The sequence below is a fragment of the Parendozoicomonas verongulae genome (assembly GCF_009711465.1).
GTDB classification, from domain to species: Bacteria; Pseudomonadota; Gammaproteobacteria; order Pseudomonadales; family Endozoicomonadaceae; genus Sansalvadorimonas; species Sansalvadorimonas verongulae.
On record NZ_SMME01000799.1, the window covers coordinates 1 to 14,371 of the forward strand.

Genomic DNA, 14,371 nt, shown 5'->3' on the forward strand with positions numbered 1-14,371 from the left:
GGACTCGAATAACTTGATATATTCCTTGTTGATTGCCATACCTTCCATCCCTTTGGCTATGACGGTTTGTGGGGTGGGTTGTGTTAAGGATTAATGAGAGGCAGCGATTCCTCTACACCAGTTTTTTCCTTCTGGCTTTGGGGTTTTGTGCAAACGTATTGGCTAAAGGTGAATGCAAAGCAGACCTGAGTGTAGAGTTGAAGAATGAATATGATGAACACGATTTTCTGGCTGCGTGCCGTGAAGGTAATGCGGAAGCGGTGGAGTATTTTTTAGATCAGGAGGGCTTTGATATTAACCAACAGCTTCCCTGTAAAACATATTGTGAACCTGTTCACGCCCTGTTTGTGGCGGCCGAAGTAGGCCGTGTTGAAGTGGTTCAGAGATTAATAGCTGCAGATGCAGAAATTAATCAAACATGGAGAGGGACCACTCCTTTGTTTATGGCTGCTCAAAATGGCCATGGCAGGGTGGTTGAAACTATTGCGAACACCCGAGGTGTGAGCGTGAATAAGAGACATAGCGACGGTGCCACTGCTTTGTTTATGGCGTGTCAAGAGGGCCATGCTGATATCGTTGACACGTTGCTCGAAGCTGGCGCTGATCCAACAATAGAGTGGTATTACTGGATGTTTTGCACGAAAAGTCCACTGACGATTGCACAAAACCAAAGAGAGTTACTTCCATGCTCTGACCCTAAAAGATTACAGTACGACAGAATCATTGCATCTCTCAAGGAGGCAAAAAAGAAGTACGGGAAACGCCGTCAGACTTCCAAAAAGTTACGGGGAAAAGCCCTCACTGGAGAACCACAGGCTATTGAAATGACTACGACCAGTGTAAACACTGGAATGTCCAAACTCAGCTTACAGAGTACTTCAGAGAAAGAACTTTAATGATCCGATGAGACCGCCAGAAGACGTATGATCACTGTGTAGACATCCTCATCCGTGGGGGGCCGAGGGTACTGGTCAGGCTGCACTCCTGTTCCTGTGCCACCGGTGACCAGTCAAACTCATTCACCCAGACGCTGAGCCTCGAATAACTTGATATTTTCCTTGTTGATTGCCATACCTTCTACCCCTTTTGTCATGGTGATTTGCGGAGTGAGTTGTGTTAAGGATTTATAAGAGGCAGCGATTCCTCTATGTCGGCTTTTTCTTAAGCATTCTATGCTTGAGCATGCCTGTACCAGCATCCCCTCGCGCGGGAGAGCATCCATTCATTGCTGCCTGCAGGGAGGGGGACATTGATAAAGTGCAGGAATATATTGCTCAAGAGGGCTTCAATCTGAATGACACATTAAGCGCTGGTCTGTTCAGATTTAAAACATATGGGTTACATGTAGCAGCAGAGAACAATCACATTGAGTCAGCGACAACACTGATTGAGCACGGGGCATCATTAAATACAGAGAGTTGTGTCCCTTTATATCAGGCGAGCCATGGCGGTCATTATAAAATGGTTAAGTTGCTACTTTCTTATGGGGCAATGCCCGATCTTAAATTATCATACTTTTTTTGGAAGGAAACTCCGCTTTTTGCAGCACAATTACAACGCGTCTTCCGTTTCCATAGGCTAAGGGATTTTAATCAAACAGTTGCGCTCTTGAGGCATATCACAACGCACAAAGCGGACACAGAATCAACTCCACTGCTCCGCACATTAACACCTCCCACTCCAAAGTAGATTTGATTGGCACATCACTCTTACTGTGCAACAGTCAGAAGACGCATGACCACTGTGTAGATATCCCCATTCGCGGGGATAGAGAGTGGAAAAAGCTGTTGTGCCTCGATAGGCGGGTCATCCGCCCTGCCAAATATTACTGTGACGGTGCGGCCACCGGTCAGGCTGCGCCCCTGTTCCGTGAGCGCTCAGCCAACCACATATTCAAATAACAAAGCAGCCCCTGAATAATAAAAACGCAAAAAGCAACTACCAACGACCAAAGTGCGCGGTAGACAGGGTATTTTCAGGGAGATAAATCGGGATAAGTCTTCTTTAGAAGGAGAAAATGGCAGTGTATGTGCCTAAGATCATGGCGAACAGGCTGATTTACTCGCACAGAAACAACACCAGCACCACATTTGGGCAGCGCAGATAGGATATCACTTTCCCTCTTTTTCAGAACAAGAGCAGCAAAGATAGCTGAGATTTTGTGCTGGTCAATCCTGATTTTTTACTTGCTCAAACAGCCCATCTGTATACATCGCGGCTACTTTTTGGTGTTATATCCTGCAGTGGCCATCTTTGCGTCCGCACAGAGTTTCTGCTCGATGATTGAGTAGAGTTGTAAGACCATAATGTTCCTGAAGGGGGAACCGTGTTCGCACCATACAGGCTTCACTCGCTATTGAGCACAATACCTTGTCTGTGGAACAGGTGACTGCGTTACTTGATGGGAAACGTGTTTTAGGGGCTCCGAAGGAAATCCAGGAAGTCCGGAATGCCTTTGCGGCCTACGATACATTACCGGATCTGCAGCCTGCACATATCAACGATTTGCTGGAAACCCATAAACGTTTGATGCTGGGGCTGACTGAACAGGCCGGATGCTGGCGTTCGGGCGGTGTTGGTATTTACCGGGATGATCAGTTAGTTCATATGCCGCCACCTGCATCACAGGTGCCAGGACTGATTGGTGATTTGCTGACCTGGCTGGGCACGACCGATTCTCATCCGCTTATTGCCAGCTGCATTTTTCATTATGAGTTTGAGTTTATTCACCCGTTCACGGATGGAAATGGCCGGTTGGGACGTTTCTGGCAGACATTGATTTTGTCTCAGTGGCGTCCGGCTCTGGCGTTTTTGCCAGTAGAGACCCTGATCAAAGAGCAGCAGGAGCAGTATTATGCTGTGTTGCGAGAGGCGGACAAGGCTTGCGACTCAACGCCGTTTATTGGTTTTATGCTGAAAACCATCGAGCAGGCTCTCACGGAAGCTCTTGAGGTTGTTGGCAAAGAGGACGCTGCCAGCGACCAAGTAACCGATCAAGCAACCGACCAAGTAAAACGGCTCTTAGAAGTACTGCGCAGTGCAAAGGGCCAGCCTCTTGGTGCGAAAGAATTAATGGAGTTATTGCAACTGAAGCACCGGCCTACCTTTCGTAAAAACTACCTGATGCCAGCCATTGAAAGTGGTTTGGTTTCTATGAGCTTCCCAGACAGCCCAAAAAGCCCTAAACAGAGCTACCGGTTGAGTGACAGGGGCTTGAGTATGGTAAAGCTGTTTCAGTAATAAATCTGGCAATTGTGGCCGGAATTGTTTTTACAGGACTGAGACTTTCTACTGGAGCTGAGCATCCCCTATCTCACCCTCTGAAAAATCAACGAAATAGCCGTCCCATAAAAACAAGTGTGCACAAAAACCACATACGGATAGATAATTCGTATACTTAAACTTGCCACAAGTGCTCACTTACACCATACTGAGATAGCATAAACGTCCACTTAAAGAATTTTCACCATGGATCAGGCAACTGCAATCAGGCTTCTTTCCCACTTCGACCGCATGGGGCGCTGCGTCTTCACAAAGAGGGATCTGGCCAAAATTTTTAATGAAGATAAAGCTAAAGCCCTTCAGGCGGGGCTGGCTCGCCTGGTTAAAAACAACATTCTTCAACGTGTGCTGAAAGGCATCTACATTTATACCCTTTCTCAAAAGCGCAGTGCTGACCTGCTTGAGCAGATTGCTGCCACTGCACGACGATGGGAGTACAACTACATCAGCCTTGAATCCGCTCTCTCTGAATACGGAGTCATCTCCCAGGTTCCGGTTGATCGTCTGACAATTATGACAACCGGCAGAAAAGGCACCTACAGAACCCCCCTTGGCACCCTTGAGTTTACCCATACGAAACGCTCTGTCGCTGATATTCTGGACAGCACTCTTGAGCGCGGTCGCCCCTTGTTGATTGCAAACAAACAGGCTGCCTTTCGAGATCTGAAACGCGTTGGCAGAAATTTACACCTGATCGACGAGACCATGTTGAATGAAGATGAACACTGAGGACTTTTCTGGGCTGGTGGAACGCATTATGCAAAACGATGCTCTGGCATCGATGCGTCCTGTTGTGGAAAAAGAGCTTCTACACTACGACATTCTCTACTGTCTGGATCAGGAGGAACTACTTGATCAGTTGGTTTTCCAAGGGTGATGCGACAAGGCCGGTCCAGAAACCGCTGCGTTTCGACAAGCCGGGAGCCGCGCAAGCATTCCGCCATACACCGAACCTCCTGCCGTCCTCGCTGAGCCAGATAGGGGTAAACGCACGCTTTCCACCATATGGTGACTGGTAATCAACTGTCCTTTACAGCGACCACTATCGATTCTCCAAACCAGTGACAACCGTGCCGACCCCGTGTAGCGACAGCTCCAGCGAGTCACCTTTTCAATGTGTGCCGGGTAATGACCTCCGGGAATTAACATCTTCACCTCCATTGTGAATTATCAATATCAACCATTGATTGATTTACGATAAACAATGAAAACGAACCATATCAACACAAGGTTGATTTTATTTTTGATAGAGATAACAACCACCCCAGATCAGGAGTGGTGAAAAGGTTCCAACAGACGGTTAGCCAACAAACGATTAGAATGTGCCACAGATCAGAGCATCGACAACAGTTCCGCAGAATATCTTTCAGAATCCGGACGGCACTTTTGTAAATCAATCCTGTCCAATTCAGCCAGATTCCGGCCCGACTTATGGAGGCCGAACATGCGGCTCTGGTCTGCGAAGCCATTGAACAGCTGCTTGAGTCAGGTCATGACTTTGCCCTGGACAAATGAGGACGGTGAGGCTGAAACCAGCTGCGTTCTGGAGCGCATCGAAGCGCCTGTTCCTGAATCAAAACCCTGCCCGCTGGGTAAAGTACAAAGGGCTTGTCTGGATATTCTGCGTACGCTGTACCGGGAGCAACAAAAACAATCTGCACCAGAGCGACCATGCCGCCGAGGGAGCACGGGTACGCCTTGAGGACTGGGCTCTGGCTTGCACGGGGGAAAATAAACCCATGTCGTCCAGGAAGAACTTTGGCCGCACACTCTCCAGCCTGAAAAAGTTCGGGCTGGTGGAGGTCCATCTGCCCTACGTGTACCTCAAACCGCCTCATTTCCCTTTTTGACGCCTCCTCACTCACCTCCTTTCCCTTAAGAAAGGAGGTGAGTGAGGACAGGAAGGCCTGCATCCAGAACTATAACCATTGACCAACGCCGAATTCCCGGTACATTTCACCCCACACAACGAACAACTCAGGTTATTGCCCATGACGGATACAGCCCCACCGGCCAAGCAATCCATCGACTATGCCCAGCTGCTGAACGCATTAAATCAGGCCAGCACCTTTGACCTGTTCAGGCTGCACGCCATCATCAACAACGAGCTGGACTCCCCAGAGCGTATCCGCAGGATCAAGATGTCTTTGTCAGTCGGACAAAAGCTCAGCTACCTGGAGCCTGCCAGCAACGCCCTGCACGAGTGCGAGATATTGCAACTCAAACCAAAACGCGCGCATGTGTTTGATCTCACTGATGGTAAACGCTGGAACGTGCCCTACTACATGCTCAATATTGAAGGGGCGGATGTCCGTGTTCACCATGAAGTCAGCAAGGGCTTAAGCCGACATGCCATATCTGTGGGTGATGTTCTGGGGTTCAAGGATAAGCATGGCGTTGAGCACACCGGCAAGGTGCTCCGGCTTAACCCCAAGTCCGTCACCCTTGATGTGACGGATACTGGTCGAAACATTCAATGGCGGGTCAGCTACGCCCTGCTCTACCGGATTCTGGATGGCCAGGCGGGACCCAGTGAAGAACTATTGATTGAGGGCGAGTGCATCACCGATGGGTGACGTCATTGTCTATGAGCAAGGTCATTTGCTGGATTAGCACCATTAGCCTGTCAGGTTAGGCGATGAGAACCTGTCACAATAATAAAGAACCTACAGGGATTCTCAAACTTGCAAGGCAATTCCTAATGTACAGTTCATTCCGTTTGACACATTCTGAATAATTGATGACACCTCCGGCACAGTTCTGATGCAGTTTCACAGAGCCGTGCCGTTGCCGAATACGTTGTAGAAAACGAGAAAAAGTAGGCCTCCAGACATCATGGACAGCAGTACAGAAAATCTGTGTTTGTAAAATGGAAGATCCGGTTCAGAGATATAACAATCCCTTTGATGCCCGCTCGCAAAGCTCATAATCACTATTCATCAGAACCCCACTCCGGCATACTCTGCTCATGCTTAAGATGAACCCTCTGCCGCACTACGCCTTCAAACACAGCATTCAATGACCGCTCCCTGATGCCAGGTAAAGAAGCGACTGCCTCCGTATAGAATCGCCCTTCCAGCACAGGTGTCTGATAAGCACCATCCCACCAGCTCAAAATACGCCCCTTCGATAGTAACAGTAACTCACCGGCCGGAAGTTTATTACTTTTACTGCCATTAGCCTGTTCCGTGGCAGGCATCAGGTTCCACAGGTCATTGTTAAACCAATTGGCATAAGGGAAACAATGATCAACCTCATACTTCGCCCGAACCAGTAAACTTCCCGTCCAAACACAGCTTGGAGCTTGTCCGTTACTTTTCATTCGTTCGACAATGGAGCGCACCTCTGTCGTGGAACGCTCGTCATTTTTCCAAGTCAAGGCTTGAAACAACTCTCCGAGACCGACCTGTTCGCCCTGTTTTCTATGGTAACCCTGCATAATCTGGCACCACTCATTATTGATAGCCGGCTCAATCCAACAGGCATAATGGGTCATGGCATCCCAGAGATGCGTGGGAACATGAAACTCACCAAAGGCTGACAGAAATGGGAGATCCAGAGTTATGCTATCGCTGATTCTGAGACTATTGCTATGGCATGGAAAAACCGGGTTGTCTTCTCTTGGCAAAGTCAGATAACGGGCCGGCATCGTTTTGATAGTGTTACGGGCATCTCGAAGAGCTGCAAACAGTATTCTGGCTCGTTGCCCCGTCAGAACGGCACCCAAACGAAGATCATGGCCAATCTGATCAAGGTTATAAAAAGCCGCTTTGGCAAAGCCACAATTCTGATTGCCCGGTTGCTGACGGAACTGGTTATCAAGTAGCAGCGATTTGTAGATTTTGATCCAGTACAGAGCCACCAGCCCGAATGGCAGAGTGACAAACTCATCATTCCTTCTCAGTACCGCACCACGGCAGCTATCAGCTATACGCACCAGCACACGCAGAAGCGCCAGCTTGTAGGTAGACGACTTATCATCCAGAAGAATCAGATGCCGTAACAATGGAAGCGCACCGGTGCCATCATCAGGCGACTGGAGCATCACATAGCTCCAGCTTACATCCTCTCTTCCCATAACGTCTTTGGAATGGCCAAAATCTATAGCCTCCAGAGCATGGGTTCGCCCAAGAGCCAGAAGTTCATCCGAGGCCACATCAACCATGGGACGATCTTTAGGCGATGGACCATGCCTGAGAGTAATCACCAGTCGCCCGCCCGGCTTTAGAAGACTGGTTAATTTCCGAAAGGCCCGCTTCCTGTCGTCTACATTATGCAGGTGCATAAATACAGCACTGACCAGAATCAAATCAAAACGGTAATTCAACGCCAGCGTCGTTTTCAGGCTTGGTAAGGAATCGTCAATCCACTGAATGGGAAGATGCCGATACTTCGCCAAGCCCTTTTCCCGCAAGCCTTGCGCCGGCTCAACAGCTACCACATCAAAACCAAGGCTGCACAGCCAGGCGGCATCACGTCCCGATCCTGCCCCCACATCCAACACCAATCCAGGCGCTTTTGGTAAAGAGCGAGCCCACTGGGCATGAACATCCTGTGCTGACAATGCCTCGTACTGCTCACTAAGCTCATCCGCTTTGTGAGAGTAACAGGCTATTACCTTACGCAGCGCTTGCTGGTGGTTAGATTCTGACTGTGCCATTCCCTGCAGGCCAAACTATTGAAAATGATTGTATATTCCTTCAAAGAGCCCGTGATGTGAACGACGATTTCATGGTATTTTCAGAATAACTCAAAAAAACAGGGATGTTGTTTGCCAATGGCCCGTTCAAAAATTGCCGTTTTTATTGATGCGGAAAACCTGACCAGCTGGGTAAAAGAACAGGGTCCTGAGAAACTGGTGGAAGAGTTAAGTGCCACAGGCCAGCTCATTGTTCGCAAAGCCTATGGCAACTGGAATAACGGCAGCATTCAGGGCTTTCAGCAACATCTCAACCGGCAGGGTTTTGAGCTGGTCCATAACTATCACCCGGTCAGCGGCAAAAATTCCTCCGATATACAACTGACCGTTGATGTTATGGAAACCGCTATGCGCCTCAGCGATATTGACTGGTTTGTACTGGCGACTGGCGACTCCGACTTCTCCCCTCTTTTCCGGCGCCTGCGGGAGATGGGTAAAGAGGTTATCGGCGTGGGGCCTCGCTCGCCATTAAGCGACTCCGTCAAAACATCCTGTACCCGCTATATCTACACAGATGCAGTGGATTCCAAAGATGAAGAAACCCAACAGGAAGAACAGAGCAAGGCATTCAAGCTGGCCCATAAAGCTCTTTCCCTGTTTGACGGTGCAGCTCACTGCTCACAGCTTAAGGTAAGGATGACCGCGCTGGACAGTGCCTTTAATGAAAAGGCACTGGGATTTACGTCTTTTACTGACTTTCTGCGGGACAGCCCAAAACTTGAGGTTTACCAAGATAACAAGATCTGGCTGGTGCGTTTCAAGACAAAACCCATTACCACTACATTGCCCTCACTGGAAAACGCCACCCTCAGGGAGTACGAATCTGCCCGCAAATCGGGTAAGTGGCCCGTCTTGCCCTGGACAAAGTTCCAGAAAGCTTACGAATTGGCTACGACCTTGAAGCCGCTACCCAAAGAAGACATCCCACAACAACTGGTTAACGCCAGCTCTGGACAGCTCTCGGAATTGGAAGCTGGCTGCCTGACCAAACTGATGTTTACCGGCAACCTGTTCTACCCCGTAAAAGGGAAAAGCGCGCAAGTTATTGGCTTTCAAATACGCAAAAGTCTGAACTGGCAGTATGTGGCTGACAGCATTCAGTTCAGCCATATCATCAAGCACTGTCGGGCAAAAAAGATCCCTATTGATGAACTGGTTTTGAGACAACTGGCATGGGGAGAATACAACAAAGCCCAGTTTGATAAGGTGTTCCAGATGGCAGAAGAACGATTACCTAAAAAAGAGCCATAAAGGGAACATCACGTCAGCAGCGTGAGCTTTTGACCCAGCTGTACCATGCGTCTCAGCTTCTGGAGAACAGGAAAAACCTGCTCAGTCTGGTCGACGAGCACTTCCATTCACTCGCTTCGACGGACAAGATGGACTTTATTCGGCAGCCTGTTTCTGGATGGAGTACTGGAAGAACGACACGATGGCGAAGGCTGGACATGGGCGATGATCCGGGTTTGCGCTGAAGACGATGCCGAATTCCGAGAAAATCACTACACCTATGTGTAGCGGCTTGAAAAAATCTAGGCCCGGGCTTGAAAAAAGCTCCCTTTACGGGCTCACAATAACTGAAAATATCTCCAGCCCCAGGCTCACAATAAATGATAACGGGCTCAGATTAAGTGATAAAAGCTCGAAAACGGAGAGCTGGGCTCACATTATTTGAAAATATCTCTGGAGCACTTGTGTATGAAGGAGTGGAGCTGTTTCGATTACAAATTTATTCCGAGTGCCCTGATGCTATCCATAATTTCTTCCCTTCTGGACGATGGAATATCTCCCTTGAGGAAGTTCCGGGCTTCCCTGGCCTTTATATCCAGCGCATCTGCCAGAGCTTTAATATCATACCCTTGTCTGACCAACTGAGCTTCTGCACAGTTAAGGTCATAAGCCAAAATAGATTTGGCCAACTCTTCCGTGATTGGCTGCACCCCCGCATTGTAACCTTCAGTCATGGCGAGACTCAGGTATTGGTTCATCTGCAACGGAGTGGTCAAGCGATCAGCCAGACATTCTACGGCTTCAGGCTGGATAATGGTCTCTATCTTTACCTTGCCTTGGAAGCACTGTTTGAACAGCCAGTTGATGTATCCCTTCTTATTTTTCTGTATGCCATCAAGGGTAAATGTTGTGGCCCGGGCACCGATCTCCTCCATTGTCGGCCTTTTCAGATCGTTGCTCAGCTTTGGATGACCCGCTAATACTATGGATAATACCCCACCGGCCCCCTGTATGACTTCTATCAGCCTTTTCAAAGCAATGAGCGTTTTTGCATGCAGGTCATGAGCCTCGTCTACAAACAGAACCACTGGCTTCTTTTTGTTTTTAATCAGATCCCTCAGTTCACGCTCCCGCTGTTCCGGTTGGGATGGAATTTTGTCATTTTTGCTGCGGCGAAGATCACAAAAGAGAGCAGAAATCAGGACTCCCAGAGTCAGTCGGTTTTTCTCAACGGATAGTGACTGGCTGACCAAGACATTCTTCTCTTTTTTAAGGGCTTCCTGAATGTGCCGTATCATTCTGCTCTTGCCTCTTCCAACACTGCCAGTCAGGTCTATCAGCCTTCCGTTTTCAATACAGTGCCTGACTTCATGAAGAATATGCTTGAATTCATCCGTTTCATAAAATGGAGCCTGATCAAACTCCTTGTTCATTCCGTAATGGGCCATTACATCACTCAACATGGCTATTCACCTTCTCTGATATGGACTTCATAACTTCAGTGACCCGGTTTAACACCTCCTTCTTATCCAGAGTTTCACTGAGTATCAGGGTGATAGACTCCAGCTGTTCTGAGGTCAGTTTGGCAAGAGGCATACCAATATGTTCAGCGATAGCTTTTCGCGCTGACAGCTCGTCAGGCCAGCATGTTTCTTCAGCAAAAGGGTCAGTACCAGAAAAAGGAACTGAAGCTGGCAAACCAATAGACGCATCAACATTGGGATTATGGGCCAGAGACAGCCCCATCTCCGCATAAGCAGCATCTGGCAGGCTCAGTACTTTTGCCAGTTTTTCTATTCTGTCGGCCCGTTTTTCTCTAACGGTTTTCTTGTGGGCCCGGTACTTATGTAGAGGAATCGGGCCACCGGATGGATAATATGGGCCAAACCTCTTACCCTGAAACTCCACGAATATTTCTTGGTCATAGAGTCCCCACCAGATAACAACAGTCTCACCGGCCAGCTCAGGTGACAGCGCATAGGAAACACCTTCAACTTGGATCGTGGCATCAATGCCAACTTTCCGCTGCTCCGGCTCTCTGGCGAAGTGGCAGTACTGATCCCAATCACACATCGCTTTGAACCCAGCTTCCGGTAAGTTTTTCAGCCAGTCCTCTATCCGGCTGCATGGCTCCGAACGATGATCATTTTGGTTATATTTCTCAATATAATGATGCAGCCAGACATTTGCCTCTTCTTCTGTTTCTGGTTCGCGGAAATGATAAAGCGTTTCATGAAGCTCTTTCACCGTTCTGAAAGGGCGTTCAACTTTTCCTTTTGAGCGGGACGTTGTTCGTCGTCCATCACTGCCAGCAGGCATGTGTGATTTCACTTCAATATTCAGATAACACATGACCCGGTGAAAAACCTGACTTCTCATGATGGGGCCGTTGTCGGTGTAGATCATATCCGGCCTGCCCTGCGGGAAGTTGTTATTGTCTTTTGGTGACATAGCTGTAAATAGAAATCGCAGAGCGGCTTCTACATCTTCCCCATAAACACAGTGATACTCTTGATAGGCCGCTCCACTTCTGTCATCAACAATGCTGTAAATCATGAGAGTTGGTGAGCCTGCTCCTTCCCTTATCCAGAGAGGTCGCTTGATGTGTTTCAGGTCTGAAGGACTCAAGTCAAACTGCCAGCATTGGTTACTTTTCTCGGCTTGAAATCGAACGGCTGCGGGCTGGCGGGTTAAAGTACCCTGATCATAACCCCATGTTTTAAGATAACGGTTCACCGTTGGTTTTTTCAGCTTACCGGGAGGAGCTTTGAGCAATCCATTGGCTGTCTCAATACCATAAGTTTCCAGAAGCTCTATTGCCCGGGTTGTTGGAAGGTATCGCCCCTTCTTGTTGCAGGTTCTGATCTTGATGGCTGCAATGACCTCACAGTATCTTTCCAGCTCCTCTTGAGACATAACCCGTGGGATTCCGTGATCTTTACGACGGGCTGATGATGGCTTCCCAATTTTTCGCAACGCCCTGTATACGCTGACTTGGGAAACACCATAGAGAGAAGCTGCCTCACGAATAACATTACGCTTTTCAGAGCTATGGGGAGGAAGTGATAGCCTGCGGCGTTGAATTTCAAACAGTGCTTCAGGCGGTATGACTTTGCTGGACATATCTGTTGCTTGCCTCACCAGCCTGGCTCCCAATAGGAACATTTCGATGCCGGAGGTATGAGTAAAGAGTACTCTTGCAGATACCAAGCTGACTGGCTATTTCATCAACGGTCAGTTTTCCTTCCCGGTACAGGGTTTCTGCTGCACAGGCAATTTTCAGTGCTTTCTGTGGTAAGCCTTTAGGTCTCCCCCCTCTGCGACCCCGTAATCTGGCCGAGTTTAAGCCTATACGTGTTCTCTCCTTGATGATCTCTCGTTCAAATTCAGCCAAGGCAGCAAACAGATTAAAACTCAGCCTTCCTTGGGGGGTTGAAGTATCAACTGGATCATTCAGGCTCACCAGACCCACGTCCTGCTCCAGTAACTTGTTCGCAAGAGTGACAAGGTGACTGAGAGACCGGCCTAACCGATCAAGCTTGCAAATCACCAGAGCGTCACCGGGCCTGACTGCACCCAGCAAGTTATCAAGACCGGGACGTTCTGCCCGGGCACCACAGGCAACATCCTGAAAAATCTTATGACAGCCTGCCGCTTGCAAGGCATCAATCTGTGAAGTCAGATTTTGATCGTTCGTACTGACACGAGCGTAACCAATTCTCATGACACCACCAGGAACTGTCGGTTTTACTCAGGTAGCAGGGAGAAAAGTAGACGATAAAAATTTATACGGCAAAGTCGTACTATTTTGTCTGGGCTATAGCTATTATTGGCACTTCAGTTCGGGAGTACAGAAAAACGACCGTTTTTCTGTATTCGTGACAAAGAAGTCTGTGTGGCACAAATGCTGTCATACTCATCTTTAAGTTCATTATTTCTTTGATGTCGATCAATATGATGATTTTTTATTGGTTGATCATAGTAGCTATGACAGGAACAATAAATACATAAGAAGACGTATGAAAAAGAGTTTGAAGCCGCCGAAGAATATTTTAACATCCTCTAAAGTCGCTACGCAGATTATACAGTACGATTCCCACCATAAGGAAAGTCTATCCATCTGGAGAAACGATGGACGTGATGTTTCATATTCTGATCTTCTGGGCCACACATTCAGCTACTACATAAGTGGTGGGCTTGGCAGCAGTAGAAAGCAGAGTCCAGGAAATACTGGCACTCCAGGTAAGTTCTGTTTTATTCCAGAGGGTTCCAGTTCTGACTGGAGTCATTCATCCTATCTTGTATTCATGCACCTACACATTCCTGATAGCGAAATCCGGCGAAGGTATGTAGAGTTATTTGATTACGACGCTCGCCTTTGTCATGTTCCGGAAATCACTTTCGGTGAAAGCCCACAAATAAAGGAAGCCTTTAAAAGGCTTTATGCTGCCTTGCAAACCAGAGACAGTTTTTTTATTGACTGCGCAATATCGGAAGCTATTTCCTGTTTTCTGATGAGAGATCCACCCCACCTGAAGCATGAGAAATTAAAGGGAGGTTTACCTGGTTATCTTGCCCAGGACTTGAGGGAATATATTGAACACAATCTTGATGAAAAGCTGACTTTATCGACCCTTTCCAGCAAAGCAAATCTGAGTGAATTCCACTTCCAAAGAATATTCCGACAGTCCTTCGGAGTCTCTCCTGCGAAATGGATATTGGAGCGTCGTATCTCCATGGTTAAAGAACTGCTCAGTGAAAGTGTGGATATCAGGGCGGTTTCTCATCAATGTGGATTTTCTGATCAAAGCCACATGACCCGACAATTTAAAAAAATGACTGGTTTAACCCCGAATGAGTATCGTCGAATCACATATAAGAGAAGCATAGTTGTCCCGGTTTCCCCGCCTTGAAGGCGGGGAGCTATGTTGATCAAGAGTTCGTCTGAGCTTCTTTTAAGGATGAGGCACGCCGCACATTAACCATATGGGCAATCACTCCTCCAATGACAAGGAAACATCCAGCAATTTCCGGGACACTTAGAATCTCATCAAAGACCACATACCCCAGGAAAAGACCAATAACCGGAATCAATAGCGAGAAAGGAGCAATATTAACCGGGTTGTATAGCGATATGGCCTTCACCCAGAGGTGATAAGC

15 protein-coding genes are annotated in these 14,371 nt (G+C 48.0%); 10 read left to right on the forward strand and 5 right to left on the reverse strand.

Going from position 1 to position 14,371, the window contains the following annotated elements; translation table 11 throughout:
- Positions 1 to 80: 80 nt before the first annotated feature.
- The 7 genes from E1189_RS08075 to E1189_RS08105 all read left to right on the forward strand — a co-directional run bounded on the left by E1189_RS08075 (position 81) and on the right by E1189_RS08105 (position 5,858).
- Entirely contained in the window at positions 81 to 896 is an 816-nt protein-coding gene (locus E1189_RS08075; protein WP_155159522.1) for an ankyrin repeat domain-containing protein, read from the forward strand.
- Between the two features lie 217 nt (positions 897 to 1,113).
- Positions 1,114 to 1,689, forward strand: coding sequence for an ankyrin repeat domain-containing protein (locus E1189_RS08080; RefSeq protein ID WP_155159523.1), 576 nt, complete (start codon positions 1,114 to 1,116; stop codon positions 1,687 to 1,689).
- A 696-nt stretch (positions 1,690 to 2,385) separates the two neighbouring features.
- Positions 2,386 to 3,240, forward strand: a complete 855-nt coding sequence (locus tag E1189_RS08085; protein WP_329601943.1) for a Fic family protein — start codon at positions 2,386 to 2,388, stop codon at positions 3,238 to 3,240.
- Positions 3,241 to 3,468: 228 nt separating this feature from the next.
- The gene (gene abiEi, locus E1189_RS08090; protein ID WP_155159525.1) at positions 3,469 to 4,011 is read left to right on the forward strand and encodes a type IV toxin-antitoxin system AbiEi family antitoxin; all 543 of its coding nucleotides are present in this window, start codon (positions 3,469 to 3,471) and stop codon (positions 4,009 to 4,011) included.
- Positions 3,995 to 4,159 carry a hypothetical protein gene (locus E1189_RS23825; RefSeq protein WP_196221319.1) on the forward strand — a complete coding sequence of 55 codons (165 nt, stop codon included), beginning with the start codon at positions 3,995 to 3,997 and terminating at the stop codon, positions 4,157 to 4,159. Before abiEi ends, E1189_RS23825 begins: the two co-directional genes overlap by 17 nt.
- Positions 4,160 to 4,802: 643 nt before the next feature.
- On the forward strand, positions 4,803 to 5,132 hold the full coding sequence (locus tag E1189_RS08100; protein ID WP_155159526.1) for a hypothetical protein: 330 nt from the start codon (positions 4,803 to 4,805) through the stop codon (positions 5,130 to 5,132).
- 141 nt (positions 5,133 to 5,273) lie between these two features.
- A complete protein-coding gene (locus E1189_RS08105) occupies positions 5,274 to 5,858 on the forward strand; it encodes a hypothetical protein (protein ID WP_155159527.1) in 585 nt (194 codons plus the stop codon).
- A 356-nt stretch (positions 5,859 to 6,214) separates the two neighbouring features.
- On the opposite strand, the gene E1189_RS08110 is transcribed toward E1189_RS08105, so the two are convergent.
- Positions 6,215 to 7,942: a class I SAM-dependent methyltransferase gene (locus E1189_RS08110; protein WP_155159528.1), complete on the reverse strand. Its 1,728-nt coding sequence runs from the start codon at positions 7,940 to 7,942 to the stop codon at positions 6,215 to 6,217.
- 117 nt (positions 7,943 to 8,059) lie between these two features.
- On the opposite strand from E1189_RS08110, the gene E1189_RS08115 reads away from it, so the two are divergent.
- Together E1189_RS08115 and E1189_RS08120 are read left to right on the forward strand one after the other, a co-directional pair.
- Entirely contained in the window at positions 8,060 to 9,232 is a 1,173-nt protein-coding gene (locus E1189_RS08115) for an NYN domain-containing protein (RefSeq protein ID WP_155159529.1), read from the forward strand.
- A 29-nt stretch (positions 9,233 to 9,261) separates the two neighbouring features.
- Positions 9,262 to 9,456, forward strand: coding sequence for a hypothetical protein (locus tag E1189_RS08120; RefSeq protein ID WP_155159530.1), 195 nt, complete (start codon positions 9,262 to 9,264; stop codon positions 9,454 to 9,456).
- Positions 9,457 to 9,702: 246 nt separating this feature from the next.
- On the opposite strand, the gene E1189_RS08125 is transcribed toward E1189_RS08120, so the two are convergent.
- Genes E1189_RS08125 through E1189_RS08135 form a run of 3 tightly spaced genes read right to left on the reverse strand, consistent with a single transcriptional unit; the run spans position 9,703 to position 12,935 of the window.
- Positions 9,703 to 10,674, reverse strand: coding sequence for an AAA family ATPase (locus E1189_RS08125; protein WP_155159531.1), 972 nt, complete (start codon positions 10,672 to 10,674; stop codon positions 9,703 to 9,705).
- Positions 10,664 to 12,319, reverse strand: a complete 1,656-nt coding sequence (locus E1189_RS08130; protein ID WP_329601944.1) for an IS481 family transposase — start codon at positions 12,317 to 12,319, stop codon at positions 10,664 to 10,666. The genes E1189_RS08125 and E1189_RS08130 overlap by 11 nt, the downstream gene beginning before the upstream one ends.
- Positions 12,309 to 12,935: a recombinase family protein gene (locus E1189_RS08135; protein ID WP_155159533.1), complete on the reverse strand. Its 627-nt coding sequence runs from the start codon at positions 12,933 to 12,935 to the stop codon at positions 12,309 to 12,311. Before E1189_RS08135 ends, E1189_RS08130 begins: the two co-directional genes overlap by 11 nt.
- Before the next feature lie 295 nt (positions 12,936 to 13,230).
- On the opposite strand from E1189_RS08135, the gene E1189_RS08140 reads away from it, so the two are divergent.
- Positions 13,231 to 14,124: a helix-turn-helix domain-containing protein gene (locus E1189_RS08140; protein WP_155159534.1), complete on the forward strand. Its 894-nt coding sequence runs from the start codon at positions 13,231 to 13,233 to the stop codon at positions 14,122 to 14,124.
- Positions 14,125 to 14,143: 19 nt separating this feature from the next.
- On the opposite strand, the gene E1189_RS08145 is transcribed toward E1189_RS08140, so the two are convergent.
- On the reverse strand, positions 14,144 to 14,371 hold a 228-nt coding region (locus tag E1189_RS08145), incomplete at its 5' end, for a DMT family transporter (protein ID WP_155159537.1).

Bases quoted from the DNA above. Each gene is read 5' to 3' on its own strand.
- E1189_RS23825 (WP_196221319.1), top strand. From the start codon at position 3,995: ATGAAGATGAACACTGAGGACTTTTCTGGGCTGGTGGAACGCATTATG.
- abiEi (WP_155159525.1), top strand. From the start codon at position 3,469: ATGGATCAGGCAACTGCAATCAGGCTTCTTTCCCACTTCGACCGCATG.
- E1189_RS08105 (WP_155159527.1), top strand. From the start codon at position 5,274: ATGACGGATACAGCCCCACCGGCCAAGCAATCCATCGACTATGCCCAG.
- E1189_RS08125 (WP_155159531.1), bottom strand. From the start codon at position 10,674: ATGTTGAGTGATGTAATGGCCCATTACGGAATGAACAAGGAGTTTGAT.
- E1189_RS08115 (WP_155159529.1), top strand. From the start codon at position 8,060: ATGGCCCGTTCAAAAATTGCCGTTTTTATTGATGCGGAAAACCTGACC.
- E1189_RS08140 (WP_155159534.1), top strand. From the start codon at position 13,231: ATGAAAAAGAGTTTGAAGCCGCCGAAGAATATTTTAACATCCTCTAAA.
- E1189_RS08110 (WP_155159528.1), bottom strand. From the start codon at position 7,942: ATGGCACAGTCAGAATCTAACCACCAGCAAGCGCTGCGTAAGGTAATA.
- E1189_RS08135 (WP_155159533.1), bottom strand. From the start codon at position 12,935: ATGAGAATTGGTTACGCTCGTGTCAGTACGAACGATCAAAATCTGACT.